This is a genomic window from Actinacidiphila polyblastidii (assembly GCF_036353415.1).
Classification (GTDB): Bacteria; Actinomycetota; Actinomycetes; order Streptomycetales; family Streptomycetaceae; genus Actinacidiphila; species Actinacidiphila polyblastidii.
This window is the reverse complement of sequence record NZ_JAZEWV010000037.1, coordinates 34,133-58,802: the sequence shown is the minus strand read 5'-3', so window position 1 is coordinate 58,802 and position 24,670 is coordinate 34,133. Positions and strand designations below refer to the sequence as shown.

20 protein-coding genes and 3 pseudogenes are annotated in these 24,670 nt (G+C 68.8%); 19 read left to right on the top strand and 4 right to left on the bottom strand.

What is annotated here, in order from left to right:
• Window positions 1-12: 12 nt before the first annotated feature.
• The 7 genes and pseudogenes from V2S66_RS28970 to V2S66_RS28940 form a co-directional block, all read left to right on the top strand.
• Window positions 13-1,053, top strand: a pseudogene (locus V2S66_RS28970) (IS701 family transposase); the annotation flags it as partial.
• 582 nt (window positions 1,054-1,635) lie between these two features.
• Complete coding sequence (locus V2S66_RS28965; protein WP_330799689.1) at window positions 1,636-2,034, top strand: hypothetical protein; 399 nt, start codon at window positions 1,636-1,638, stop codon at window positions 2,032-2,034.
• 1,273 nt (window positions 2,035-3,307) lie between these two features.
• Window positions 3,308-3,763 carry a hypothetical protein gene (locus tag V2S66_RS28960; protein ID WP_330799688.1) on the top strand — a complete coding sequence of 152 codons (456 nt, stop codon included), beginning with the start codon at window positions 3,308-3,310 and terminating at the stop codon, window positions 3,761-3,763.
• The gene (locus tag V2S66_RS28955; RefSeq protein WP_330799687.1) at window positions 3,764-4,699 is read left to right on the top strand and encodes a tyrosine-type recombinase/integrase; all 936 of its coding nucleotides are present in this window, start codon (window positions 3,764-3,766) and stop codon (window positions 4,697-4,699) included.
• A 440-nt stretch (window positions 4,700-5,139) separates the two neighbouring features.
• Window positions 5,140-5,265: a hypothetical protein gene (locus V2S66_RS28950; RefSeq protein ID WP_330799686.1), complete on the top strand. Its 126-nt coding sequence runs from the start codon at window positions 5,140-5,142 to the stop codon at window positions 5,263-5,265.
• A 544-nt stretch (window positions 5,266-5,809) separates the two neighbouring features.
• The gene (locus V2S66_RS28945) at window positions 5,810-6,388 is read left to right on the top strand and encodes a SigE family RNA polymerase sigma factor (protein ID WP_330799685.1); all 579 of its coding nucleotides are present in this window, start codon (window positions 5,810-5,812) and stop codon (window positions 6,386-6,388) included.
• Window positions 6,385-7,119 carry a hypothetical protein gene (locus V2S66_RS28940; RefSeq protein WP_330799684.1) on the top strand — a complete coding sequence of 245 codons (735 nt, stop codon included), beginning with the start codon at window positions 6,385-6,387 and terminating at the stop codon, window positions 7,117-7,119. The genes V2S66_RS28945 and V2S66_RS28940 overlap by 4 nt, the downstream gene beginning before the upstream one ends.
• Window positions 7,120-7,190: 71 nt before the next feature.
• Here the strand turns inward: V2S66_RS28940 and V2S66_RS28935 are convergent, their stop codons facing one another.
• Window positions 7,191-7,955 carry a transposase family protein gene (locus tag V2S66_RS28935; protein WP_330799683.1) on the bottom strand — a complete coding sequence of 255 codons (765 nt, stop codon included), beginning with the start codon at window positions 7,953-7,955 and terminating at the stop codon, window positions 7,191-7,193.
• 238 nt (window positions 7,956-8,193) lie between these two features.
• Here V2S66_RS28935 and V2S66_RS28930 point away from each other — a divergent pair, with 238 nt between their 5' ends.
• From V2S66_RS28930 to V2S66_RS28915, 4 genes are all read left to right on the top strand, one after another.
• Entirely contained in the window at window positions 8,194-9,642 is a 1,449-nt protein-coding gene (locus tag V2S66_RS28930) for a DUF4331 domain-containing protein (protein WP_330799682.1), read from the top strand.
• Window positions 9,643-9,893: 251 nt separating this feature from the next.
• A complete protein-coding gene (locus tag V2S66_RS28925; RefSeq protein WP_330799681.1) occupies window positions 9,894-11,054 on the top strand; it encodes a tetratricopeptide repeat protein in 1,161 nt (386 codons plus the stop codon).
• Window positions 11,051-12,841 carry a hypothetical protein gene (locus V2S66_RS28920; RefSeq protein ID WP_330799680.1) on the top strand — a complete coding sequence of 597 codons (1,791 nt, stop codon included), beginning with the start codon at window positions 11,051-11,053 and terminating at the stop codon, window positions 12,839-12,841. Before V2S66_RS28925 ends, V2S66_RS28920 begins: the two co-directional genes overlap by 4 nt.
• A 59-nt stretch (window positions 12,842-12,900) precedes the next feature.
• Window positions 12,901-13,218, top strand: coding sequence for a hypothetical protein (locus V2S66_RS28915; protein ID WP_330799679.1), 318 nt, complete (start codon window positions 12,901-12,903; stop codon window positions 13,216-13,218).
• 52 nt (window positions 13,219-13,270) lie between these two features.
• Here V2S66_RS28915 and V2S66_RS28910 read toward each other — a convergent pair.
• Window positions 13,271-13,438 (bottom strand): annotated as a pseudogene (locus V2S66_RS28910) (IS3 family transposase); the annotation flags it as partial.
• A gap of 34 nt (window positions 13,439-13,472) precedes the next feature.
• Here V2S66_RS28910 and V2S66_RS28905 point away from each other — a divergent pair.
• The 5 genes and pseudogenes from V2S66_RS28905 (at window position 13,473) to V2S66_RS28885 (ending at window position 17,771) form a co-directional block, all read left to right on the top strand.
• Complete coding sequence (locus V2S66_RS28905; protein ID WP_330799678.1) at window positions 13,473-14,006, top strand: hypothetical protein; 534 nt, start codon at window positions 13,473-13,475, stop codon at window positions 14,004-14,006.
• Window positions 14,007-14,436: 430 nt separating this feature from the next.
• A pseudogene (locus tag V2S66_RS28900) lies at window positions 14,437-14,968 on the top strand (IS5 family transposase); the annotation flags it as partial.
• A gap of 505 nt (window positions 14,969-15,473) precedes the next feature.
• Complete coding sequence (locus V2S66_RS28895) at window positions 15,474-15,599, top strand: hypothetical protein (protein WP_330799677.1); 126 nt, start codon at window positions 15,474-15,476, stop codon at window positions 15,597-15,599.
• Between the two features lie 521 nt (window positions 15,600-16,120).
• Window positions 16,121-16,399: a helix-turn-helix domain-containing protein gene (locus tag V2S66_RS28890; RefSeq protein WP_330799676.1), complete on the top strand. Its 279-nt coding sequence runs from the start codon at window positions 16,121-16,123 to the stop codon at window positions 16,397-16,399.
• A gap of 256 nt (window positions 16,400-16,655) precedes the next feature.
• Entirely contained in the window at window positions 16,656-17,771 is a 1,116-nt protein-coding gene (locus V2S66_RS28885) for a tyrosine-type recombinase/integrase (protein WP_330799675.1), read from the top strand.
• Between the two features lie 148 nt (window positions 17,772-17,919).
• Here the strand turns inward: V2S66_RS28885 and V2S66_RS28880 are convergent, their stop codons facing one another.
• Together V2S66_RS28880 and V2S66_RS28875 are read right to left on the bottom strand one after the other, a co-directional pair.
• A complete protein-coding gene (locus V2S66_RS28880) occupies window positions 17,920-18,300 on the bottom strand; it encodes a hypothetical protein (protein WP_330799674.1) in 381 nt (126 codons plus the stop codon).
• A 203-nt stretch (window positions 18,301-18,503) separates the two neighbouring features.
• A complete protein-coding gene (locus V2S66_RS28875; RefSeq protein WP_330799673.1) occupies window positions 18,504-19,604 on the bottom strand; it encodes an alpha/beta hydrolase family protein in 1,101 nt (366 codons plus the stop codon).
• A 741-nt stretch (window positions 19,605-20,345) separates the two neighbouring features.
• Between V2S66_RS28875 and V2S66_RS28870 the strand changes: the two genes are divergently transcribed.
• Genes V2S66_RS28870 through V2S66_RS28860 form a run of 3 tightly spaced genes read left to right on the top strand, consistent with a single transcriptional unit; the run spans window position 20,346 to window position 24,655 of the window.
• Window positions 20,346-22,715, top strand: a complete 2,370-nt coding sequence (locus V2S66_RS28870; protein ID WP_330799672.1) for a HAMP domain-containing protein — start codon at window positions 20,346-20,348, stop codon at window positions 22,713-22,715.
• A 15-nt stretch (window positions 22,716-22,730) separates the two neighbouring features.
• Entirely contained in the window at window positions 22,731-24,176 is a 1,446-nt protein-coding gene (pgsB, locus tag V2S66_RS28865) for a poly-gamma-glutamate synthase PgsB (protein ID WP_330799671.1), read from the top strand.
• Window positions 24,173-24,655 carry a poly-gamma-glutamate biosynthesis protein PgsC/CapC gene (locus tag V2S66_RS28860; RefSeq protein ID WP_330799670.1) on the top strand — a complete coding sequence of 161 codons (483 nt, stop codon included), beginning with the start codon at window positions 24,173-24,175 and terminating at the stop codon, window positions 24,653-24,655. Before pgsB ends, V2S66_RS28860 begins: the two co-directional genes overlap by 4 nt.
• Window positions 24,656-24,670: the final 15 nt, after the last annotated feature.

The window sequence follows — 24,670 nt, the reverse complement described above, 5'->3', positions numbered from 1 at the left end:
CGCTGGCGGGCGATGTTCGACCAGGCCATGGCCCGCATCGCGGGCCGGTTCCGGCGCGTTGAACCCCGGGCGACGGCACGGGCGTTCGTGCTCGGACTGCTGTCCGGCGCCGAACGCAAGAACTGCTGGCAGTTGGCCGAGCAGGCCGGACACAACCGTCCCGGTGCGATGCAGCGACTCCTGCGAAGCGCACGCTGGGACGTCGACGAAGTGCGTGACGAGGTCCGCTCCTACGTCCTGGAGCACCTCGGCGGCGACGGGGTGCTGATCGTGGACGAGACAGGGTTCCTGAAGAAGGGCGACCGCTCGGCGGGCGTCCAGCGGCAGTACACCGGCACAGCGGGAAGAATCGAGAATGCCCAGGTCGGAGTATTCCTCGCCTATGCCTCCGAGCAAGGAAGGGCACTGATCGACCGTCGGCTCTACCTGCCCGAGCGCACCTGGTGCGAGGATCCCGAGCGCCGTTCGGGCTCCGGTATACCCGAGACCGTCGAGTTCGCGACCAAGCCCCGCCTCGCCCTGCAGATGATCGAAGCTGCCCTGGACACAGGATGCCGCACCTCCTGGGTGACCGGCGACGAGGTCTACGGCCAGGATCCCCAGCTTCGCGCCGCACTGGAGGCACGCGGGGTCGGCTACGTCCTGGCGGTCGCCTGCACTACACGGGTGCGCATCAACGAGGACCGCACCGTCGTTCAGGCCGTCGCCGCGGCCGCCACCCTGCCGCCGGACGCCTGGCACCGACAGAGCGCCGGCGCCGGGGCCAAGGGTCCGCGCTACTACGACTGGGCCTGGGTGCAGATCGGCGCGGACCACAACCGGTGTCTGCTGATCCGCCGCAACCCCGCAACCGGCGAGCTCGCCTTCTATCTCTGCTGGTCCCCGGGAGCGGTCGCCCTGTCAGCGCTGGTGCGCGTCGCCGGGATCAGGTGGTGCATAGAGGAGTGCTTCCAGGCCGCGAAAGGCCAGGTTGGCCTCGACCACTACCAGGTTCGCCACTGGATCTCATGGCACCGCCACATCACACTCGCCATGCTCGCACTGGCCTTCCTCACCGCTGTCGCCGTGAGCACGAAGCCCACCAGAAGCACGGATCCGAACCGTCCCGTCCGGAGCAGCGACCCGATCCACCTGACCATCCCGGAGATCCGCCACTTGTTCGGTTCCCTCCTCAAGCGGCCGGCCTCATCCGTGAAATCGCTGCTGGCCTGGTCAATCTGGCGCAGATGCCACCAAGCGCACGCCAGAAGCTGCCACTACCGGCGGCGCCTCGCGACGAGCTCGCCCATCTAGATCACGAAGTCGAACTGGAGTACTAGGCGGGGAGAGCTGCGGGCGAGGAGAACAGTGAAGCCAGTGTCGCCGGGGTGCCGGGCGGGTGGCCTTGTGCCGGCCGGCGCGGGCCTGGAGGCGCGGCGTCTCCGGGCCTGGGGCCATGCGGCCCGAATCAGCGCTGCGAGCTCCGGCGCTTGCGCGGCTTCCCAGGGCAGGCCGGCTCGGGACGGCGGCAGTCCTGTCGGGATGAGCCCGGCAGGCCGGGGTACGCATACCAGCGCTGCGGGAGCGTAAGCGTCCGGCACCGATGCCGAGTGAGCGCGCTCCAAACCCCTCGGCGGAAGCGACCGGCGCCCCGGGGTGCTGCCCGCGTGGCTCGGCCGCACCAACCGCCAGTACACCCCGTACTGGTCGGTGCTGGTCTACCTCGCAGCCGCTGCCGTCATCATCCTGGCAGCCGCCGGAAAGGAGCAGAAACTCGTCCTGTTCTATGCCGTCTCGGTCTTCGTCAGCTTCCTCATCGGACTCATCGCCATGACCCACTTTGCCCGCACCGAACACCACCGTGCGCTGGCCGCCCTCAACGCCATCGCCGCAACCGCCGTCGCTTTCACCCTGGTCGTCAACCTCGCCCGCGGCTGGCCGCTGCTGTCCCTGGCCGCCACCTTCCTGATCGCCGCAGCCCTCCGCCTGCGCTGGACCCGCGCCGGACGCCCCAGCGGCCTCGAAGACATCGAAACCCACGCCGAAACCGACTGACACCCCCGGGCGCGCGCCGACCCTGACAGCCCATCCGGAGGCCCCGGTTGAACATCAGTGGAAACGGCCAGGAAGCAGTGGTAGAGGACAACCATGAGCGGCGGCGGTCCACAGCGGCTTGCTGCTAACGGCTGCCTGATTGATCCCCGAGGCCGGAGTCGGACAGCATTCGCTCAAATGGATCATTCGTCGCCGACTCGCCCGAGATGCGGGCGGTGAGTGGATGCTCCATGAGAAGAGGGGAGTTAGCAGCCTCAGACGTCACCGGGATCTCGACGGATCCCTTTGCTCAGGGGCGGCCAACGAATCCTGGGCTCACTCCGCCCGGATCCCAATGTTGCCGCAGCAACCAGTCCTCACGAAGCCACGGACCCTCAACGACGCAGAGCGGTCTGGATCAGCCATGTCCCGGGGAACTAAGGTCACTCGATCACAGACTCCTGCCAGGACCGAGGGCCTCCACGTGCCGGGCCGCGATATGGCGAGCTCTTGTCGTGACCCTACGAAATTTCGTCCGGCGCGAAGCCAGTTGTCCAGGAGTAACGACCCTCGTGGCCTTGTGTGTTTGCGGCGTTCATCGCAGGTCGCGGGGTTGCTCATGAGGACCGCAGCCGGCGGGTGAATACCGTCCCGGAGCTTCCTGGGCGAAGAGGAACGCCGGTCGTCACTCAACGACCGGTGCTTGACCTGCGGAATTGGCTGTGCCGAGTGCGCTCGCCGTTGGTTTGTATGGTTCTCTCGCCGAAAAGAGCAAAGGTGATAAGACCGTGTGCGTTTTCGCAGGAACAAACAAGGCTCTGACCGGCATTTCTGCTGGTAAGAGCCTTGTTTCCGGAGTGCCCCCGGCGGGATTCGAACCTGCGCACACGGCTCCGGAGCGTGGCTTTTGCATGAGTTTCCGCAGGTCAGAGCGTTCTCTGACGCTTTGTCATGCATTCCGCGCCACAAATACGCCACGTGCTCCGACGTTGAACCTGATCTTCCGTCAGGTAGCTCTCTTCCGATGGTCCCGGGTCATGTATACCCGGCCGCCGCCCTGGAAGTCTCGCCTTTGCAGTCGATGTGAGGCAACGCGGAGCGGCCCCCAGGCAAGGGCGATCACACGGTGTGACGTCCCTGGCCTCCCGTGGAGCGTCTACCTGGGCTGATGCATGCCTGAGGCCCCTGCGAAGGGAGTGCGGTTGGCGCTTTCGCGCCGGTGTGTGCTTCTGCGCGCCCGAGGGAGCGGGGGCGTGGGTGGGCAGTCCTTTCTTCTCGACGTGAGGGGAATGGCATGGTGCAGCAGCTGGTGCAGGGTGGGATATCGGCGACGGGTGGCGGTCTGGTGATCGGCCGGCAGCGGGGGCGGGAGTTCCGGCATGACGCCCCGGTGGAGCGGGGCCGGGGTGTGGCGTCGGTGGCGGGGGAGTTCGGTGCGGAGCTGGCGCGGGCGCTGCGGGCGAGCCTGTTGCCGGCCGGTCAGGGTGTGTACGGGTTGCGGGGGCCGTCGGACCTGACGTGGTATGCGTTCGCCACCGCTTACGCCCGGGATCGGTGGGTGGGGCGGGCGGCGACCACGCGGAACAGCACGAGTGAGGCGTTGACGCTGGTGACCCGGTCGATGCTGTGGGGCATTCCCGGTCGGCCGGGCGAGACAGTGCTGCACCGTGCGCTGCGCTCGTGGGCGTTCGTGGTGCCTGGGGCGGAGGCGCGGGAGATACCGGCGCAGGACCGGCTGGTGCTGGCGTGAGTGGCGAAGGCGTCCCGGCCGCTGATCGACCTGTATGACCCGGCCGTCGCCCGCGGTGTGCTCGAGGCGCTGTCGCTGAAGCGCGACGGAGGTCCCGCGGCGCCGGACACGGTGAGCCGCAAGCGCCGGATACTGGTGAACGCCCTGTATCACGCGATCGAGCAGTGGGAGCTGGGCAGCAACCCGCTGGACCGGACCCGGTGGCGGGTACCGAAGCAGGCCAGTGCGGTCGACCCGCGGGTGGTGGTCAATCCCCAGCAGGCCCGGGATCTGCTGGCCGCACTGTCCTACGTCGGCGGGTTCAAGCGGGCCCGGGGGCGCCGACTGGTCGGACTGTTCGCCGGCATGTACTACGCGGGGCTGCGACCGGAGGAAGCCGTCGCGGTGACCCTGGCGGACTGCACCTTGCCCGTCAGCGGCTGGGGTCGTCTGGTTCTGCACCGTACCCGTCCGCAGGCGGGCAAAAGGTGGACCGACAGCGGCGAGATGCACGACGACCGCGGCCTGAAGAGCCGCCCGCCCGGAGAGGTTCGCATCGTCCCCCTGCCACCCCACCTGGTCGCCATCTGGCGCGACAGCGTCCGGACGTTCGGCACCGCACCCGACGGGCGGCTGTTCTTCACCGAACGCGGGACCATCCTGGGCTACACCACCATCCACCGCGCCTGGAAAGACGCCCGCGCCCTCGCCCTGTCACCCGAACTCGCCGCCACCCCGCTCGGCGAACGCCCCTACGACCTGCGCCACTCCGCCCTGTCGACCTGGCTCGCAGCAGGCGCCGACCCCGCCGAAGTCGCCCAACGCGCCCGCAACAGCGTCGAATTCCTCCTCACCCGCTACGCCAAATGCCTCTACGACCGCCAGTCCCTCACCAACCAGCGCATCGAAGATCTTCTCGAGGCTTATGACTCGCGCCCGGATCGTGCCGCAGGGTAAACGAGGTGGATGAGTTCCCCCGCTGAGCTGTGTCTTCGACAAATTGGTCTGCTCAATGCGCAGTGGCTCGACGCTTAGAGCGGCTGCTTTGGAGCGCGGGAGTCGGCCTCGGCCCAGGAGGGGACCGGCCAGGTGTGGACGTCGCCGAGGAAGAGCTGCAGGGGGCCGAGGAGCCGTCGAGCCAAGTTGGGTGGTAGCTCTTCGATAGCCAGGGCAGCGGCTGCGAAGACTGCCGTCTTCTGCTCGTCGGAGAAGGCTTCGATCCTTTTGCGTGGGACCGCACGGCTCGGCCAAAGGCTCCTTCGGCGTGTCCGATCAGCGCGGACCTCAATGCGGCTCTCGACGTGCTGCGACCGGCGGTCGTTGCGAGATCCTGGGCCTCGTACCAGGCGCGGTCCTGGTGGCCGGGTGGCCACCACGCCTGGTCGTAGGAACGGCGCATGGCAAGGATGTCCTGCTACGCGGACGACTCGTTGCGGGCGATGAGCGCAGCTGCTGCGCGGTCCTGCGGACCCAGCGCCCACCAGGCCGGCACCCGGCACCAGTTCTTCTGGTGCCGGTTCTGACCCTTGCGGTTCTCGTCGCGGGCGGAAACGAGGGTGAGGGTCCACAGTCCGAAGGGAACCTCCGTGACGAACGGCAAATAGGACGAGCCGGTAGCTTGAGGTGCGGCTCGATGCCACGGCTGCATGCGGCGGCGCAGTAGAACACCCGGCTCTTCCTCGATCGGGACCGTGAGCCTTTTCCAACCTGCTGAGGTGGGCGGCCGGTTGGCCTGGCGGGCCTTCTCGCCACGTCAGCCTGAGAGTGGAAAACCCTCAGTGCATCTCAGCGCGCTTTGTGTTCCCGGCGGTTCCATGCGCAGGTGCGTCCCGTCCCGGGCATCGTGGCGGGGTCGGCCTGCGAGGGGCTGAAGGGGCCCGTAGCCCCTGTGGTGGTACCGGGTTGCGCACCACGCCAGCTCGGTTTGCGGGGCTGCTCCTGGGGAGGAAGTGCGGGGTGGCCCCCCTTCCTCCTCGCTTCACCTCCACCCCGGCGGCCCGCCCGGGCTTGCGCCTCATGCAACGGTCTGCGGGGGCCGTGGACTCTTACGGTGTGAGGAGGTAAGCCATGAGAGGCACAGCAGGAGCGGCAGCAGGCACCGACGGGAATTCGGAGGATTTCCAGGCGTTCGTCGTAGGGCGGTGGTCCCGACTCATGCGGACCTCGTATCTCCTGACCGGAGAGCAGTACGCAGCGGAGGACCTCGTACAAGCATGCCTGGAGCGGACCTTCGTGGCGTGGCGGAAGGTGTCGCTGGCCCAGGACCCGGACGCCTACGTGCGACGCATCATGGTCAACGCACACGCGCGCAGGCACCGCATGGGAATCAAGGAGTACCTGTCCCTCAGCGGTGACCCCGATCACGAGCACGACCTGCCCGTGCTCGGCGACAGCATGGCACAGGCCGTCGAGCGCGCCGACTTGCTCGCGGCGCTGGCCCAACTCCCCCTGCGGCAGCGGCAAGCCGTCGTCCTGCGCTACTGGGAGGACCTGAGCGAGACGCAGGCCGCCGCCGCGATGGGGTGCTCCGTCGGCACCGTGAAGAGCAACGCAGCCAGAGGAATCACCCGGCTCCGGTCCGCCATCGGACTGACCCGCGCCGGCACGGACACCAGTCTCCCCCTACACGAAGGGCTCAGGTCATGACGGACACAGGAACCGACATCTCCGAGCTGCTCGCCGACGCCGCCCAGGGCGTGCATATCAAGCACGCGCCCGTCGAGGCGATCGTTGCGGGCGGCACGCGACGCAGAACCAGGCGCCGGGCCGCTGGGGCGGCCGTCGTCGCACTGGCCGTCGCCTGCACGGCCGGGATCCTGACGTCCGTCTCCCCGCACGCGGACTCCCGGACAGCATCCGTCGCCGCAGCGCCGGACGCGACGATCCGACCCCTCACGCAGACCATCGCCACCGGGGTGGTCGACGGGAAGCCCTGGACCCTCAGCATCGACATCTGGCAGCGCGCCGCCAATGCCGACGCAGCTGCCCGCGAGTGGAGCGCGACGCAGCAGGCCGAATACTCGGACCCCCAGCGCGCCGGCGGCAAGGGCGGCCAGCAACTCCTGCACACAGGCTGGTTCTTCGCCAACCTGCACATCGGCGACGGGCATGTGGACGTGACCGACGACGCATTGACCGCAACCGGAGACCGTGGCGTCGAGACCAGCTGGGGCAAGTTCACCTCGACCGGCACCCGCTGGTACGTCGTCGGAATGGCCGGACCCGCAGTCCAGACCGTCACCTGCACCTGGGACGACGGCCACAAAGCCACACCCACCCTGCAGACGGTCGCCGGCACCGACAACCGGTTCTTCGCGATCGACGCCCCCACCCCGAAGCCAAACGACGGCGTCCCCAACTGCACGGCGACCGGCTGACACCTCCACCCCCGCGTTACCGCCGCAGGACGTCACTGCGGCCGGGCAGACGGCACGGCGGGAAGAGACTCTCAGGCTGACGTGGCGAGATGGAGGGCGAGGACCGCCTGCACGATGGTGGTGATGCGGGTGGTGCCGCAGCGGAGTTTGCGTAGGAGCCGCCACTGCGTGAGGGTGGCCATGGCCTGTTCTCCGACGGCGCGGATGCGGGCGTGGGCGATGTTGACGGCCTTCTGGCCTGCGGAGAGCTTGTCCCAGCGCCCGCGGTAGGGGACGCGGACGGTGCCGCCCGCTCCTTGGTAGCCCTTGTCGGCGAAGCAGCGGATACCGGCTGTGGTCAGGGCGTCGACGATGCCGTGGGTGCGGGCGGCTTTGACGTCGTGGACGGCTCCGGGCAAGGCCGGTGAGGCCCACAGGAGCCGGCCGAACGGGTCCGTAATGACCTGCACGTTCATGCCGTGCTTCTTGTGCTTGCCGCTGTAGTAGGGGCGGTCGGCGGCGATCCGGTCGATCGGCAGGAGTGTGCCGTCCAGGATCGTGAACGCCTTGCGCGAGGCCGTGGCGACCGCCTGCTCGAGGGTCGGGGCGGTGGCCGCCAGGACGTCGACGGCCTCGGTGACGTAGCGGTGCGCGGTGGCCACGCCGACGTTGAAGGCGGCCGCCAGTCGGGTGTAGGTGTCGCCGCAGCGCAGATGGGCCAGGGCGAGCAGAGCCTGACGGCCCGTCGGCAACCGCCGCCACCTCGTCCCCAACCGCAGCCTGCGGGCCGCGAGCTGCCGCGAGAGGTAGCGCAGGGCCGAACTGGAGAGGTCGATCGCAGACCGGTAGACAATCATGCTGAAGCTCCTGGTGGATGACGGTGATCTTGGTCGTGAACCCGTCTACCAGGAGCTTCACTACGTTGTACAGGCCCGCCAGGCCAACCGGCCGCCCACCTCAGCAGGTTGGAAAAGGCTCCGTGCTTCCTCGTTCGGGTGAACGCGGCACCCTGAACCCATACGGACCGCAGAGAGGCACGAATAGGGGAGCGAGCAAGGTCTCTGAGGTCCTTGCCCCTTCACAGGAAGACCCTTCATGACGACAAGCACAACGCCGCCGCCCCGGACGAGCCGGTGGAAGTCGGCAGCCCTGCTCCTCACGCTGAGTACAGCGGTCGCCAGCACGGCGCTGGCCGGCCCCGGGTCGAGCGTCAGCCAGGCGTCCAGTCACCGTGAGGCGCCGCTGATCGCCTCCGACCCGCAGGTCGACAACACCGACCTGTACGCGTTCGCCAGCCCCGACAGGTCCGACACGGTCACGCTGGTCGCGAACTGGTACCCGTTCCAGGAGCCCAACGGCGGGCCGAACTTCTACCCGTTCGCCACCGACGCGCACTACGACATCAACATCGACAGCCAGGGCACCGGCAAGCCGGACCTGACCTACCGGTGGACGTTCCGCAACGAGGACCGCCGCGGCGAGAAGACGTTCCTGTACAACAACGGGGTCGTCAAGAACCTGCGGGACAAGACACTCCTCTTCCGCCAGCACTACACGCTGCAGGAGCTCCGTCCGGGCAAGCGCCCGGTCACGCTGGTCAAGGACGCGATCGCCGCGCCGTCCGACGTCGGCAAGGCGTCGATGCCCGACTATGGCAAACTGCGTGCGCAGGCCACCAGGAAGCTGGCGGGTGGCGGTCAGACCGTCGCCTCGCAGGCCGCCGACCCGTTCTTCCTCGACCTGCGGGTCTTCGACCTGCTCTACGGCGGGAATCTTAAGGAGAGCGGGCACAACACGCTCAACGGCTACAACGTCAACACCCTGGCCATCCAGATCCCGAAATCGAAACTGGCGTTCAAGGGCAATGCCAAGCGCAATCCGGTGATCGGAGTGTGGAGCACCACCGAGCGGCGCACCATGCAGCTCAGCCCCGGCAAGGCAAAGGCGACCGGCCCGTACGTCCAGGTGTCCCGTCTGGGCAACCCGCTGGTCAACGAGGCCGTGGTGCCCGCGGGTCTGAAGAACGCCTTCAACGCGCTGCCGCCGTCGGCCGACCACAAGCAGCCCAAGGTCGTCGCGAAGGTCCTCAACCCCGAGCTTCCCAAGCTCATCCAGTCGATCTACGGCATCAAGGCCCCCGCCACCCCGCGCAAGGACCTCCAGGAGATCTTCCTGACCGGCATCACGAAGGCCGCCGAGGGCCCGCTGGCCGTCGACCTGAACTCGCAGCTGATGAACCGTGACATCAACAAGAAGCGATTCGTCCCGGCCGAAGAACTGCGGCTGAACATGTCCACCCCCCTCACCGCCAAGCCCGACCGGCTCGGCGTCCTCAACGGCGACTTCCAAGGCTTCCCCAACGGCCGCCGCATGAGCGACGACGTGGTCGACATCGCCATCCAGGCACTGGAGGGCGCAACCCCTGGCCACCTGGTGCAGGCCCTGGCCGCCGGGGACGGCGTCAACGGTCCCGGCCGCGCCTACCTGGCCCACTTCCCCTACATCGCGCTGCCCTACACCGGGTCGGTGAACCAGGCCGGCTGAACGGACCGCCGGCGCGGGCGGATCCCCTGCGGTCCGCGCCGGCCCCCAGGCACTGCCCCGTTCGTGATGTCCTCCACGCCACCAGAAAGTCGCCGATGCGCCGTCTTGCGCTGATCGCCGCCGCAGCCGTTCTGTGCGCCGGCCTCACCGGGTTCGCCACCCTGGAACACACCGGCAGCCCGGCATCCGCGCCCACCCCAGCCACAGGACCACACCAAGGCCAGGGATCCTCGTCGCCGAGCATCAACGCCGTGGTCGACAAACTTCAGGCCACACTGCGGCAACAGCCCTCCGACGCAGCCTCCTGGGCCCAGCTCGGATCCGCATACGTGGAACAGGCGCGGCTGAACGTCGATCCCGCCCTTTACCCCAAAGCGGAGCGGGCACTGCGCCGCTCGCTGTCACTGCAGCCGCAGGCGAACACCGCCGCACAGACCGGCATGGCCGGACTGGCCAACGCCCGCCACCAGTTCGCCCTCGCCCGGACCTGGGCACGCAGGGCCGTCGCAGACGATCCCTACGCGTGGGCCGCCTATGGTGCGCTCAACGACGCGCTCACCCAGCTCGGGGACGACCAGGGCGCGCAGGACGCCGTGCAGAGGATGCTCGACCTGCACCCCTCCACCGCCTCCTTCACCCGCGCCTCCTACACCCTCGAACTCCACGGCCGCACCACCGAGGCCGCCGCGGCCCTCCGGCACGCGCTGGAGGACGCCTCCAACCCCGCCGACGAAGCCTTCTGCCAGCACTACCTGGGCGAACTCGCCTTCAACACCGGCCATCCGCGGCAGGCGCTGGACCACTACCGCGCAGCACTCACGCTCGACCCCGGCTACACCGCGTCCCTGGCCGGAGCCGCCCGCGCCGAAGCCGCGCTCGGTCAGACCCGCCAGGCCGCCACCGACTACCAGAAGGCCATCGACCGCGTGCCCCAGCCCCAGTACGTGCTGGAGTTCGGGGAACTGCTCGAATCGCTCGGCCGTCAGTCCGAGGCACGATCGCAGTACGCCGTCCTCCAAGCGGAGCAGAAGCTCTTCGCCGCCAACGGGGTCGTCGACGACCTGAACCTCGGGCAGTACCAGGCCGACCACGGAAGTCCGGCGCTCGCGGTGACGCTGCTGACCGCCGAATGGCACCGCCGTCACAGCGTCCTGGTCGCCGACGCCCTCAGCTGGGCCCTACACCGCGCGGGCCGCGACACCGAGGCACTCCCGCTGGCGCGCCAGGCCGACCGGCTCGGCTGGCGTGACGCCCTGCTGCGCTACCACCGCGGCGTGATCGAACAGTCCCTCGGTGAGACAGACGCCGCCCGCACCGACCTGACCGGAGCCCTGACGGCCAATCCGGGCTTCTCCCCGCTGTACGCACCCGACGCCCGTAAACGTCTGGCCGACCTCCGAGGACAGGGATGATCTTTTTCGGACACCGCCCCGGGGCCCGGCTGTTGCGCCGGGGAGCCCCCGTCCTCATCGGCGTCTGGGCGGCCCTGGTCCTGGCGGTTCCGGCCGCGAGTGCACATCCGCTGGGGAACTTCACCGTCAACCGCTACGACGGCCTCACGCTGTACCGCGACCGTGTGGAGGACCTGGTCGTGGTGGACACCGCGGAAATTCCCACGCTGCAGGCCAAACCGGCGCTGGACACCGATCATGACGGCGAGCTCAGCCCGGCAGAGACCGCCTCCTACGCCAAGGCCGCGTGCGGCGCCCTCGCCAGCCGCGTGACGGCGTCCGCCACACCGGGCACCAGCCCGACCGCGGCACCATCCCGCCTGCACCTGCGAGCACACAGCAGCGCCTACCGTCTCGTGAGCGGCCAGGCCGGTCTGGACACCGGGCGCCTGGAATGCGGGCTGTCTGCGCCCGCGGATCTCGGAGCCCACGGAACACTCCACCTGACCACCGGCGTCGACACCAGCCGTATCGGCTGGCACGAGATCACGGCCCGCGCGGACGGGATCACCATCGGAACCTCGGACGTGCCGTCGGCGTCGGTATCCCGGGAACTGCGAGCCTATCCCGCCGACCTGCTGGCCGATCCCCTCGACGCCCGCCACACCACCGTCATCCTCGGCGCGGGCAGCGGCTCCGCGGCCGTCACCGCGCCCGGCAGCAACTGGCCGGCCTCCTGGTACGCCGCACTGGACCGCCACCTGGGTGCCCTGACCGACCACCAGCGGCTCACCGTACCCGTAGGCCTGCTCGCCATCGCCATGGCACTCGTCCTTGGCGCCGGCCACGCCATGCTCCCCGGACACGGCAAGACCATCATGGCCGCCTATCTCGCAGGACGCCGAGGCCGCCCCCGTGACGCCGTCACCGTCGCGGGCACCGTCACCCTCACACACACCGCCTCCGTCCTTATGCTGGGCATCGCGCTGAGCGTGTCCTCCGCGCTCGTCGGCGAAGACGTACTGACCTGGCTCGGCACAGCCAGCGGCATCATGATCTCCGCAGCAGGGCTGTGGCTCCTGCCCGCCGCGCTGCGCACCGTGCGCGCCCACCCCGGAACGGCCCCTGCACACGAACACGGCCATCACGATCACAGCCACGGTCCCGTCCCGCGGGGCCATACGCACCACGGGCACGGGCACGACCTCGGCGCCGGACACCCACACGATCATGAACCGTCGGCAGCACCCGCGCACCCGGTCGGCCAGGCAGCCGTGCACCACGGCGCACCTTCGCCGCACACCTCCGTCGGTCTCGTCGCCGGCCCCGTACCCGCTGACCTGTTGTCGGCCGCGGGCACCGTCCTGGCCGTCCCGTCCCGTCCCGCGCTCCCGCACGCCGGATCCGCCCCGGACCACCACCACGACAGACCAGGCCACACCCACGGACTCCTCGGCCACCACCGGCACGGCCCCGCGAAGACGCCGGGCAGGAGCGGCCTGATCGGCATCGGCATCGCGGGCGGTCTCGTCCCCAGCCCCTCCGCCCTCGTGGTCCTCCTGGGATCCATCGCACTCGGGCGCACCGGCTTCGGCGTCATGCTCGTGGTCTGCTACGGGCTCGGCATGGCCGCCACCCTCGCCGCCGCGGGCCTGCTGCTCCTCAAACTCCGCAACAACCTCCCCTCCCTCAAAGGCACCCGCGCAGCCGCTCTCCCGGCCTGGGGTGCCAGGATCACGCCCCTGGGAACGGCACTTCTCATCCTGAGCGTAGGAGTCGGAACAGTGCTGCGCGCCATGCCCCTGTAAGCCGCCTGCCCTGGCGAGCCCTGGCCCGCACGGGCAGCCCCGAAGATACAGGACACCACATGAATTCACTCACCCGCAGCCTGAGCGCCCTGGCTCTCGTGGTAACCGCCCAAACGCTCACCGCGTGTTCGGCCTCCGGTCCAGCGACCGGAGCGCTCAACACCACCCACGACCGCGGACAAACACATTGCCGCACGCACCAACACCTCATGCCCGGCCACGACTACACCGCAGGCAAGAACGGCAAAACCCTCGCCGTACTCGAAATGATGAAGTACTACACCGCCGAGGCCGACTTCCCCTTCTGCGACGGGAAACCCGCAACAACGCAGGACGCTGCCTGGTCCCACCTCTACAATGACCTCGCACGCCCCTGACCTCTGCGCACACCACGGTATGCCTTGAACCGCCCCGGGTTCGGTAGAGATCTCAGTTTGTGGTTGTGAACTGGGGTTTCGTGGTGGTGAGGTAGTAGTTGGTCTCGTATTCGGCGGGTGGGATGTGCCCTATTTCACCGTGGAGACGGCGGTGGCAGTACCAGTCAACCCATTCAGCGGTGGCCAGCTCGACCTGGGAGATCGTCCTCCAGGGGCGGCCCGGTTTGATCAGCTCTGTATAGAGGCTCCATCGTATGGGCACTGGTGAGTCCGTGCATGGCGGAGAGGAAGATCTTGCCGAATATGTGGGCCAGGAAAGCGGATCAAGCTCTGTGGGGGCTATGGGCGGGACAGTAATTTTTGCGACGGCTGTGGGCGCTATCATCGGCGTAGCAAGCACGCTCGTTGTCGACTGTATTCGGTGGCATCGCGAAAGATCCGAGCGGAATCGCACTGAACTGCGTGTGGCGTTCACGCAATATTTGACGGCCCTCACGTCAGCCCGGGATGCCTTCTCCCGTATTGAACTTTCCCCCGAACGCGTCGGCAGAGGGCACATCTCGGTCGGTGAGTACGGTGTGTATGGCGCGCAGCAGCAGTTGGAGTTGGTTGCATCGCAAGCGGTCGTAGACTTGGCTGGCCGGGCCACCCTCGCGCTACTCGACTTCCACGATGCCGTGGCCGCGGGGAACGCGCCGGAAACAACGGAATACCTCCAGGCATGGCGTGCGGTTCGCGAGACCCGCCGCGCATTGCTTGACTCGATGCGCACGCGTCTGCGTACTTGAGGACCGTAGTGGGGCCCATCCGCGCTTTTCTTTGGGCGCAATAACTCGCCGAACAGCCAAGCTTGGCTGCATGGCGTTATAGTGCCCGCTTGTATGGCGTGCATCCTCCCTTCCTCGTGCCTGGACCAGGCGAGGGTGTCGAGATCTGTCGGTCCTGGACTGGCACAATATGTCGGCACATGCCATGGAGTTTCGTGTGTGGTCCGAACCTCGACTCGACTGCACGACCCTTGGGCACCCCACCAGGCTGCTCTCGCCATGGCCGCTGCGCGGAATGCCACCTACCCTCACCAGTCGGCTGGTGCGGCTCGCGGGCGGTCGAGAAGAAGGCGCCGCAATTCGAAAATCGCTACGCCTTCGCCTGCGAGTCCTTCATGCTGGCAGGCATGCACCCTCGTGACCAAGAGATATGGCTGGCGATTGACCAGGGCAACTCGGTGCCCGCGGTGAGCTGGACTGGTCCCGATGTGCGATCGACTCCGTAAGCCTCAGGGCCACAAAGGGGGCCTCTGACGGGACCGAATCCGACCGATCGCGGCAAACTCGGATCGAAGATTCATCTGATCACCGACCGCAACGGATTGCCCCTGTCGCTCGGGATCTCAGGCGCCAACCTGCATGACAGCCAGGGTCTGCAGCCGTTCGTTCGCGGCATCCCGCCCATCCGTTCCCATCGCGGGCCGCGTCGCAGGCGGCCTGGAAAGCTGCACGGTGACAAGGGATACGACTACGACCACCTGCGCCGATGGCTTCGCACCCGCGGCATACGCCACCGCATTGCTCGTAAGGGCATCGAGTCCTCCCAGCGGCTCGGCCGTCACCGCTGGGTGGTTGAGAGAAGCGTCTCCTGGCTGGCCGGCTGCCGTCGGCTTCACCGCCGCTACGAACGCAAAGCCGAGCACTTCCTCGCCTTCGTGGGCATCGCGGCGTTACTCATCAACTACCGGCGCCTGGCTCGCTGAGCGGTGTCGTCCAGTGCCGTCAGTAGTAGAGATTGTCCAGCTCGTCAACGAAGCGGCGCAGTTCGGAGCGTCGTTGTCGAGACATGCCACGGATCATGGCTTCCAAGAAGTAGCGAGCCTCGAAGGGACTGCCACAGCACTCCCAGATGTCGCAGTTGGACTCAGCGTCCTGAGCCCAAAATCGTCGGTTCGGATTGCGTACGAACCGGCTCCAGACAATCGCTGCTGCGTACGTGGCACCCGGCCACAGGTACTTACGGCTGAGTTCGATCCTGACGACCTCAGCTGTGGCCATCGAGGACAAGCCCGGGAAAACGGGTCGCGGGATCGACGGCTGGCGCCGAAGTCGATGCTCGGCACGTAGACGCCCAGGCCGCCTACGCGGCACGAGCCTTTCGGTTGATGTCCATGGCCCAAATGCTCCTACATACCCCTGCCAGGAGGAACACGAACTGCAGCCCACCATAAGAAACGGCGTCTTAGGACCGGAAACACTCCCCGCGCGATGGCGACCTGGCGCAACCTCACCATCGGCACCCTCCGGCTGAAAGGCACAAAGAACATCGCAGCCGGACTCCGCCGCAACGCGCGCGACGCCCGCCGCCCCCTCGAACTTCTCGGCCTCGCGTGATCACAAACCGGACGCTCGCCGACTACGCCGAAGCCCTGGGTCCGCAAGCAGCCTGGGCGGCGGTACCAGGGAATGGCGAGGGCTAGCAGAATGCGTGAGCGGTGCGTGAGCGGACGGCATGGCAGAGCCTGGACCCAGCGGCACACCTGTCGGTGCGCCGAGCCCCTCACCAGGGCAGATAGGACCTGCCCCTACCAGGCAGCACACTCCGCCACGATCCTGCCGGCCCTCGTAATGCGTAGGTCTCAAGTCTGAGTTCGGACATCCTGCAGCTCGAGCCCGGCGGTCAGTTTCGAGGGCCGGTGCCTCAGAATTCGGATGACGTGACGGAACCCGGTTTGATGTTGCTCAGCGTCCCGGGAGGACGCGCTCCTATATCACGGATCGACGGTCTCGCCAAACCTGGCGATCTGCGGATGCTGAGTCTTCCCCGCCAGTAGTGGGCCCTACTGGGCCACTTGTAGGGAGGCGGGGGCTCGACATGCCTGCCGTTCAGGCAGCGATCACCTCGGAGACGTGCGATGGGTAATCAGAAAATGTCCGTCATCGAAGCTGCGTTCTTGAATGTTCAGGACGCGGCGAAGTACATGGGAATCTCAGCAAACACGCTCTACGTTTGGCGGCACCGGCGGCAAGGTCCTCCGAGTTTCCGGATGGGACCGGGAGGGCGGGTCATGTACCGCCGGGACCTCCTCGATGCCTGGTTGGACCGGCAGCAGCAGGACGATTCGCGTTCGAACCCTGTGCTCAGTCCCCTTGCCAGGGCCCCTCAGCCGCGTACTTCCCGCCGGTCGCGGTGAGCAGAGAAATAGATCGGGTATCTCGCTTGCATCCGGAATTTCGTGCGCACGAGAGTCGTCTGTGTGCTTGCACCTGGCGCAGGTTGCACCGACAGGACAGGGGAGGGCCGGGATGGCTGGATATATCGAGGACCGTTGGCTCAAGAAGCGGCCCAACAAGGAGACAGGGAAGCGGGACCGCACTTCCTTGTGGGGCAAGTGCACTCGCTATCGGGTGAAGGGAATACCCGGCGTCCGGGACCGGTCCTTCGAGACCGTGGCCGACGCCAAGGCATGGCTGGCGGAGACTCAGACCGACAAGCGCCGAGGGGACTTCGTTGACGCCCGGGATGGCGAGATCACCATGCGCGAGTACGTCGAGCGCCACTGGTGGCCGTCCCAGAGCCACCCTGCTCAGACACTGGAGAGCATGGAGTACCGGATCTGGGGCCATGTGCTGCCGCATCTCGGCGAATTGGCGCTCCGGGACATCGGCGTCGCCGAACTCCGTAAGTGGTCCGCGGATGTGCAGCGCGAGATCGGATCGGGAACGGCGTACACGGCATGGGTGTACCTGAAGGCGATCATGCAGGCGGCGGTCGAGGACAAGCGGCTCTTCCGCAATCCCTGCAAGGGCAACACCACCATCAGGCCGCCGAAGAAGCCCGAGCGCAAGGCACGTGCTTGGCAGCAGGACCGTGTCGACTCCGTTCGGCAGCACCTCGGCGCGCGGTACCGGATCGCGCTCGACCTCGGTGTCGGGTGCGGACTGCGGCAGGGGGAGACGTTCGCGTTCAGCCCCTGGGATGTCCACGAAGGTTACGTACACGTCGAGCGCCAGGTACTGATGCTCAAGTCACAGCTGTACTTCGGCCCGCCGAAGGGGCGGAAGGAGCGGGACGTACCGCTCACCCCCGCACTCGCGAAGCGGCTGCAAGCCCACCAGGAACGCTTCGTGCCGGTAGAGGTCACTCTGCCGTGGCTGGACCCGGAAGAGCCGGACCTTGCAAGGGATGCGCGTCGCAAGGTCACTGTTCCGTTGCTCGTCTCCACAACGCGCGGCGGCGCGGTCAACCGCACCACATGGAACACCAAGGCATGGAAACCGGCGCTTGCCGGCGCCGGGGTGATCGCGCCGCTGCCGAAGCGGGCGGAGGGCACCAGGCCGTCGCGGATCTGGGAGCCGAGCCGGGAGCACGGCTTCCACGTCCTGCGCCACACGTACGCCTCGGTGATGCTCGAAGCCGGTGAGTCGATCGTGTCGCTGGCGAACTGGCTGGGGCACTCCGACCCGGCGTTCACCCTCCGGACCTACACTCACTTCATGCCGCAGGCCGGCGCGCGAGGGCTGTCCGCCATCGAAGCCTGGCTGTCGGCTCCGACCCAGGACTGACCGGGCACCGAAGTCCCTGAGAAGTCCCAGGGACGTGAATCCGGCCGGAAAGCCGCGCAAAACAGCAGGTCAGGGCTTGATCAGCCCGGTAGCAGACGCATACCCGGCGTACAGCCCGACTCGTCTGCCGCCACCGCTCCGGCCCTGGTCAGAGCGGCGGTCCGCCTTGGCCCGCACCAGCGGGGTCGGCGGGCGGTGGTGATCCACTGGGTGCACTTGCCGTTGTTGGCGAGGGCCGGGTCAGGAGCGCGGCGAACGCGCTGGTGGGGCAGGCGAGCGCAGTCATCTCCGGGCAGGCCGCGGTGAGGAGGCTGAGCAGGGCGGCGACCTTGGTCCGCAGGTGCTCGGGGTGGGTGAGCAGGAGCCGGGCGAGGCGGCGTGGGGTCGTCACGGGACGGTCGCCTTCGGCACCGCCCTGGTCGAGGTAGCGGACCAGCAGGTTGGCACTGCCGGCGCAGCCGAGTTCCCTGATCTCGTGCAGGAGGCGGGTGACGGGCCCGCCGGGCTCGGCTGTGCGACGCGTGCGCACAGCACGGCCACAAAGGAGTCGACGCCACTCATGAAACATCAACGGCGCCCGTCACCTGCCGTCACCACCGACTGGGGACAGAGCCGCTCGTCGTACAGCCCCTGACAGAACCCGTAGGTGGCACCCCCACCCACGGACACGCCGAAGGCGCGTCCGAGATCGCTGCCGTCGGACGGCCGAGCAGACGTACCGCCGATGTCCGGTCAGCGGATGAAGGAGATCTCCGGATAGCTCTTGGACGGTCCGTCCAGCAGCGCGCTGTGCTTGCCGCGCAACTCCTGGTCGAAGAAGGCGGCGAGGTAGGCCGACTGGACCTTGACCGCTCGTTCGGGATCGATCGTCCCGAACTGCTTCTGCCGGTAGGCCTGGGAGAGCCCGAGCAGCCCCGCCTCCTGCGGCACCATCCACTCGTTGTCGCTGAACGACTGGTGCGCCGCCCCGTGGAGCTGGATGTCGACCCGATGTCCCTTCAGATGCGACCACAGCGTGCGCCACGACTCGTCGTTGTTCCGGTTGTGGGTGCCGGAGCTGAAGAGCATGAAGGGGCGGTCCAGGTCCTTGCTCGGCGCCGTCCCGAAGAACTGGCCGTCCAGGTCGGCGCCGGCGGCGATGCGGTGGTCGAGCTGCATGGAGGTGTCAACCGCGGCGCCCCCCAGCGACCAGCCGAACATCCCGATGCGGGACATGTCCACGGCCTTCGACAGCCCGGTGGGGAGTGTGGGGTGGCCGGGGTCCGGGTTGCCGCCCTTGCTGATCGTGCCGAGCTCGTCGATGACGAACCGGATGTCGGCCGCGCGCACCTTGAGCGTGTCGGAGGAGTGGGCGTCCGCCGGCATCTTGTTGACCTCGAGCCTGTTCCCCGGGAACTGCACCTCGTTGGCATCGTGGGTGTGGTCGACGGTGACGACGAGGTAGCCGCGGCTGGCGAGATCCTGGGCGAGCGCGGTGCCCATCGCACGGTCGGAGTGCAGCCCGGTCGAGTACAGCAGCACGGGCAGCCTGCCGAGCGTGGCGTTCACCGGGGCGAGCACGTGGCCCGCGGTCGTCGGCAGGGTGACCCGCTGCGGCGACAGTCCTCGCGTGGCGAGGAAGTGCGCGCCGGAGATCGAGGGCATCCACGGTGCCTGGTAGTGCCCGGACGTGCCGGTGGCCGGATACCAGAGCGACACCATCACCTCACGCGGCGTGCTGCGGGAGAGGTATGGATCCGTACGGGACTTGTCGACGAGGTGCAGACCGACCATGCCCACGCTGTGCTGCCCGGTCGGCGCGGGCATGGCGAGGTGCAGAAGGGGGGTGCCCATGGGGCCTGACGTGAATGCTTGAGGGCGGACGGCCTTGTGGTCCAGCGGTGCCTCGTCGTTCTCGGGCGCCCAAGGCGTCTTCGGGTCGGGCTGGTCCGGCGAGAACCCGGTTGCCGCAGGCTCGCCGGAGGTCTTCCCTGCGGCCATCGCCGGCGTCATCCCTGCACCCAGGGCGACGGCCAGCGCGCCCGCCGTGCCGACCGCTCTGGCGAGCCCTCTGCGACGGTGGCGCGGGCGGCGGTGTTTCATGGAACCCCCTCGTTTGTTCGGCGGTCGCGGAACAGGCGATCGAAACGCAGCCACCGTACCGCTGCGGCGTCCGATGGGCTGCGCGGAGGGCCAACCCGCCGGCAGCGCCTCGGGCGCGCTCCAGCCCCTGAGCCCCGACGCGGCACACGGCCGTCAGGTGGGCGGCCGACGTGACCGCTCCATCGAAGACGGGCCGCCGGCTATGTGACGCGCGCCATGTCCGACCGGGCTCCCGCGCCAGCCGGCAGCCGCCGCGCTCCGTCGGCCTGGGCTTTTTCTCTCACCACGCAGTACCGGCCTCTCCACAGGTCCCTTGTCGACAGGTTCAAACCCACCGGGCGAGATCGGGACGCTAATGTGATCATGGTTTAATCCTTATGCGCGTATAGTGCGGTGGTTGTCGCACCGCCCGGTCGCCACACCCCGAGAGGACCAGCCCTGGACACGGTCGACCGCGCGCCGCGCCGCCATCGCACGCGGCGACGCGCAGACATGCCTTTGCTCGGAGGTATCCGCCCTCCGATCGCCGCACTGCTCTGCCTGTTGATGGCCGTCGCCGGCGTCACCGTGCTCGCGTTGGAAACCACCGGCGGGCACGACGTGCCGCAGGCGACCCGAGAGGCGGAGCGGCAGATCGCCGCCGACGCCGCCGCCTCGGTCCGCACCTCCGTGGAGTCCGACGCCGACACGCTGCGTCGATCTGCACGGGCGTACACCCCGACAGCTCGCACCACCCCCGCGGACGCGCTCAAGGCGCTGTTCCCGGCCGACGGTCGTGCGCGCGGCGCCGGCCTGCTGGACCCGCGCGGCGGACACCAGCTGGCGGGCTTCGGCGAGCCACTGCCGCTCGCCGGCGTGGACGTGGTGTCCCAGGCCCGGGACAGCGACGGCGGCCCGATCGCCGCCCGGCTGACACGCGGGGCGAGCGCCGCGCCGCGGCTGCTGCTCTTCGCCCGGATCGAACTGCCCGTGCCCGCCGACCCGCAGGACGCGAACCAGGACCAGGGCCAGGACCTCAAGGACAGCGCTCCCACGACGCCGCGTCAGTGGCTGCTGGTGGTCTCCGAGACGCTCACCGTTCCCCCGGTGTACGGCGAGGGACGCGGCGTCAGCCTCATGGACGTCGACGGCCGCATCCTCGGCGGCACCCCCGGTGTCCCGGGAACTCCCGGCGCTGCGGGCACGACGGCCGGGTCCACCGGCGGATCCGGAGCCCGCGACCGGGCTCTGCCCGGCGTCGCGGTCGGCGCGGCGAACGCCGCCTCCCACCTGACCGAGGCGTCCGGCAGCCTGCTCGGCGACCGCGTCGGCCACCGGCGCACCGTGGCCGGCTGGGCCTCGGTCGCCCCGGCCGGCGGCAAGGGCGACACCTCCGACCTGGGCCTGACGGTGCTGACCCGACAGCAGGTCGCGGTGACCGCAGGCGAGTCCGACCCCCTGAAGGTCTCCCTGGAGGCCGCGGGCACCCTCGCGATCATCGCGCTGCTCATCCACCTGCTGCTGACCTTCGCCCTGCAGCGGCCGGTGCTGCGCCTGCACCTGTCCGCGACCCGGCTGGCCCGTGCTGTCTCCGACGGCCCGGACGGCCACCCCGCGGCCGACGACGACCTGCTGCGCCCGGTCCCCGTACCGGCCTTCGGCGAGACCGCCAGGATCGGGCGGGCGTTGGAGTCGATCCGCTGTCAGTTGCTCGGCGAGCGCGGCCCGGACAAGGCGCCCGGCAGGCTCGGCCTCGGCGGTCGCGCTCTGGTCGCGGTCTGCGCGCTGATGATCGCCGGCTGGTCGCTGCCGCTGCTCTTCCTGGCCAACCGGGCACACGCCTCCACCGTGATACCGCCCGCCATCGTCACTGACCAGCAGTCCCGTACGCTGGCCGCCGCCGACCGGGTCCGGCAGTCGCTCGGCCAGCGCTACAGCGACCTGACCTCGCTCGCGGCGAGCATCTCCGACCGCACCGCCGGGCGCGATCAGAAACCGCTGCGGCGGGCGCTGGACGAACACGACCAGTTCCGCTCCCTGTACGTGCTCAACCGTGACGGCGACATTCTGCTGCGGGTGGGCAGCAAGCCGCTGCGCACTATCACGCACACCCCGACGGGCAGCGGCATCACCAACGTCAACACCTCGGGGCGAATCCCCTCCATCGCCGCGTACGCGCAGATCCCACGGACCGCCGCCGCGGCGGTCACCGCGGACACACCGGTGGTGCTCTTCGGCGAGATAGACGTGCACGCGCTGGACCGCACCCTGTCCCGACCTGCCCTGGGGAAGGTATGGCTCACCGACCAGGAGCACAAGGTGCTCGCGGCGAACGTCGGCTTCCGCGCGTTCCAGGCGCTGCCCGAATCCCGCCTGACCGAGCTGGCCGCGCACACCGAGGGCACGGTGGGCACCTCGGGCAGCGCCCGCTCCGCGGTGCTGACCGCCAGCAGCGCACCAGTCGGCAGTTCCTCGGTGGCCTCGGCCGCGCCGCTCGCGCAGACCGGCCCGGCGGCAGGACTGGGCTGGCGGGTGGTCTCGGCGCGGCCCGCGGAGTCCTTGAGGCTGACCGCGTACGAGGTCCAGTGGCGCACCATGCTGGCCGGGCTGCTCGGTCTGACGGTGGGTGTCGCCTGCCTGGGCTGGCTGCACATCCTGGCGGTCAGGCCGCTGCGGGCGCTGGCCGACCTGGCCGAGCGGCTCGCGGCCGGCGATCGGCGGACCGTGCTCTACCCCGTCAACCACGACGAGGCGGGCTCGGTGACCCGCAGCCTCGAACTGCTGCGGCAGGCCCTGGTGGCGCGCGAACGCGCCGCTGCCGCCGCGCCTTTGGCCACCGCCCCCGCCCGAACCAGGACGCGCGAGTCCGCGCCGCGAACGTAGAAGAAGCGAATCGACGTGCTGTTCCTCTATCTGGTGCTGCTCATGAGCTGCTCCGTGCTGCTGGTCGCCGGGGTGCTCGAGCAGCGTCGCCACAACGCCTCGCTCGACCAGATACCCGCGCGGGTGCTGGTCAACGGCATCCGTGGCAAGAGCTCCATCACCCGGCTGTGCGCAGGCGCGCTGCGCGGCGGCGGACTGGTCACCGTCGCCAAGACCACCGGCACCGCGGCGCGGTTCATCCACCCGGACGCCACCGAGGAGCCGGTGTACCGGAAGTTCGGGCTGGCCAACGTCGTCGAGCAGATCGGCATCGTGCGGCGGGCGGCGACCTACCGGCCGGATGCCCTGGTCATCGAGTGCATGGCGGTGATGCCCGCGCTGCAGGAGATCAACCAGGAGAAGCTGATCCGCTCGACGATCGGCGTGCTGTGCAACGTCCGCGAAGACCACCTCGCCGAGATGGGGCCGACACTGGACGACGTGGCGCGCTCGCTGTCGCGTTCCATGCCGGTCGGGGGGATCTGCGTGACCGCCGAGCGGGACCGGCTGCACATCCTCCAGCAGGAGGCGGACAAGCGGAACTGCCGTCTGATCGCCGTCGATCCTGAGACGGTGAGCGACGCGGAGCTGCGCGGCTTCAGCTGGTTCACCTTCAAGGAGAACGTCGCCATCGCGCTGGCGGTCGCCGACCTGCTCGGCGTCGACCGGGACACCGCGCTTCGCGGCATGTGGGACGCGCCGCCCGATCCCGGTGTGCTCTCGGTGGAGCGCTACGTCACCCCCGACGGCAAGCACCTGCGGTTCGCCAACGTCTTCGCCGCCAACGACCCCGAGTCGACGCTCATGAACGTCCGTCAACTGGAGGACCTCGGCGCCATCCGGCGTCCGCTGAACGTGGTGATCAACTGCCGGCCCGACCGCGTGGAGCGCAACGCGCAGATGGGCGCGATCATCGCCGACCTCGACCCCCGTACGGTCTTCCTCATCGGTCACCCGACCAAGAGCGCCCGCGACGGGATAGCCGCCGGCTGGGCGGGGGAGGTGGTCGACCTCGGCGGCGACAGGCGCGACCCGCAGGAGCTGACCCGCGACCTGCTCGCCGCACTCGACCCCGACTCCTCGCTGGTGGCGGTCGGCAACATCCACGGCCAGGGCGAGCTGTTCCTGGAGTGCCTGTCGGAACTGCCCCTGGACGACACCGCCGAGCCGTTCGCCACCGTCCCGGGCGAGCGCCTCGGCCCCGAGGACACCCTGCAGATCGCGGTGGCCCGCCCGCCCGAGGCGGAACCGTACAGCTGGGTGGCGCCGCTCGACGGCCCGGCCATGCACAGCGGCAACACCGGTCAGATCCCGCGCATCACCCTGCAGCACCTCCCGGCGCAGCACGTCCCGGCGCCCCACGTCCCCGCCCAGCGTCCCTCCGACGATCCGCCCGAGCACCCGATGAGGAAGCCACAGTGATCCCCGCCGACGTCACCCCCCAGGTCGCCGCCCTGGGGATCGCCCTCGGGCTGGTCTTCTCGCTCGTCTGCTACCTCACGACGAACCTCTCGCCCGGTGGGATGATCACTCCGGGCTGGCTGGCTCTGACCCTGGTCACCGACGTGGGCCGGGCCGGGCTCATGATCGGGGTGACCGTGCTGACCCTGGCCGCGACCAAGGTGCTGCAGCGCAATGTGATCCTCTACGGTAAGCGGCTGTTCGCCGCCGTCGTCCTGTGCGCGGTGCTGCTGCAGGCCACCGTCATGCTGGCGCTGCAGCACGAGTTCCCGCTGCTGTACACCACCCAGACGCTGGGCTTCATCGTCCCCGGCCTGATCGCGTACCAGATGGTCCGCCAGCCGATGGCGGCCACCGCCATCTCCACCACGGCGGTGACCCTGGCCGCCTATGTCGTCCTGGTCGCCGGGCTGCTGCTCGGCGCGCTGCCCACCGCCTGACCCGTATCCTGTCCC

Bases quoted from the DNA above. Each gene is read 5' to 3' on its own strand.
- V2S66_RS28905 (WP_330799678.1), top strand. From the start codon at position 13,473: ATGGGCACTGGTGAGTCCGTGCATGGCGGAGAGGAAGATCTTGCCGAA.
- V2S66_RS28940 (WP_330799684.1), top strand. From the start codon at position 6,385: ATGACGGACACAGGAACCGACATCTCCGAGCTGCTCGCCGACGCCGCC.
- V2S66_RS28915 (WP_330799679.1), top strand. From the start codon at position 12,901: ATGAATTCACTCACCCGCAGCCTGAGCGCCCTGGCTCTCGTGGTAACC.
- V2S66_RS28895 (WP_330799677.1), top strand. From the start codon at position 15,474: ATGGCGACCTGGCGCAACCTCACCATCGGCACCCTCCGGCTGAAAGGC.
- V2S66_RS28920 (WP_330799680.1), top strand. From the start codon at position 11,051: ATGATCTTTTTCGGACACCGCCCCGGGGCCCGGCTGTTGCGCCGGGGA.
- V2S66_RS28870 (WP_330799672.1), top strand. From the start codon at position 20,346: ATGCCTTTGCTCGGAGGTATCCGCCCTCCGATCGCCGCACTGCTCTGC.
- V2S66_RS28945 (WP_330799685.1), top strand. From the start codon at position 5,810: ATGAGAGGCACAGCAGGAGCGGCAGCAGGCACCGACGGGAATTCGGAG.
- V2S66_RS28935 (WP_330799683.1), bottom strand. From the start codon at position 7,955: ATGATTGTCTACCGGTCTGCGATCGACCTCTCCAGTTCGGCCCTGCGC.
- V2S66_RS28890 (WP_330799676.1), top strand. From the start codon at position 16,121: ATGGGTAATCAGAAAATGTCCGTCATCGAAGCTGCGTTCTTGAATGTT.
- V2S66_RS28960 (WP_330799688.1), top strand. From the start codon at position 3,308: ATGGTGCAGCAGCTGGTGCAGGGTGGGATATCGGCGACGGGTGGCGGT.
- V2S66_RS28930 (WP_330799682.1), top strand. From the start codon at position 8,194: ATGACGACAAGCACAACGCCGCCGCCCCGGACGAGCCGGTGGAAGTCG.
- V2S66_RS28875 (WP_330799673.1), bottom strand. From the start codon at position 19,604: ATGGGCACCCCCCTTCTGCACCTCGCCATGCCCGCGCCGACCGGGCAG.
- V2S66_RS28950 (WP_330799686.1), top strand. From the start codon at position 5,140: ATGGCAAGGATGTCCTGCTACGCGGACGACTCGTTGCGGGCGATGAGC.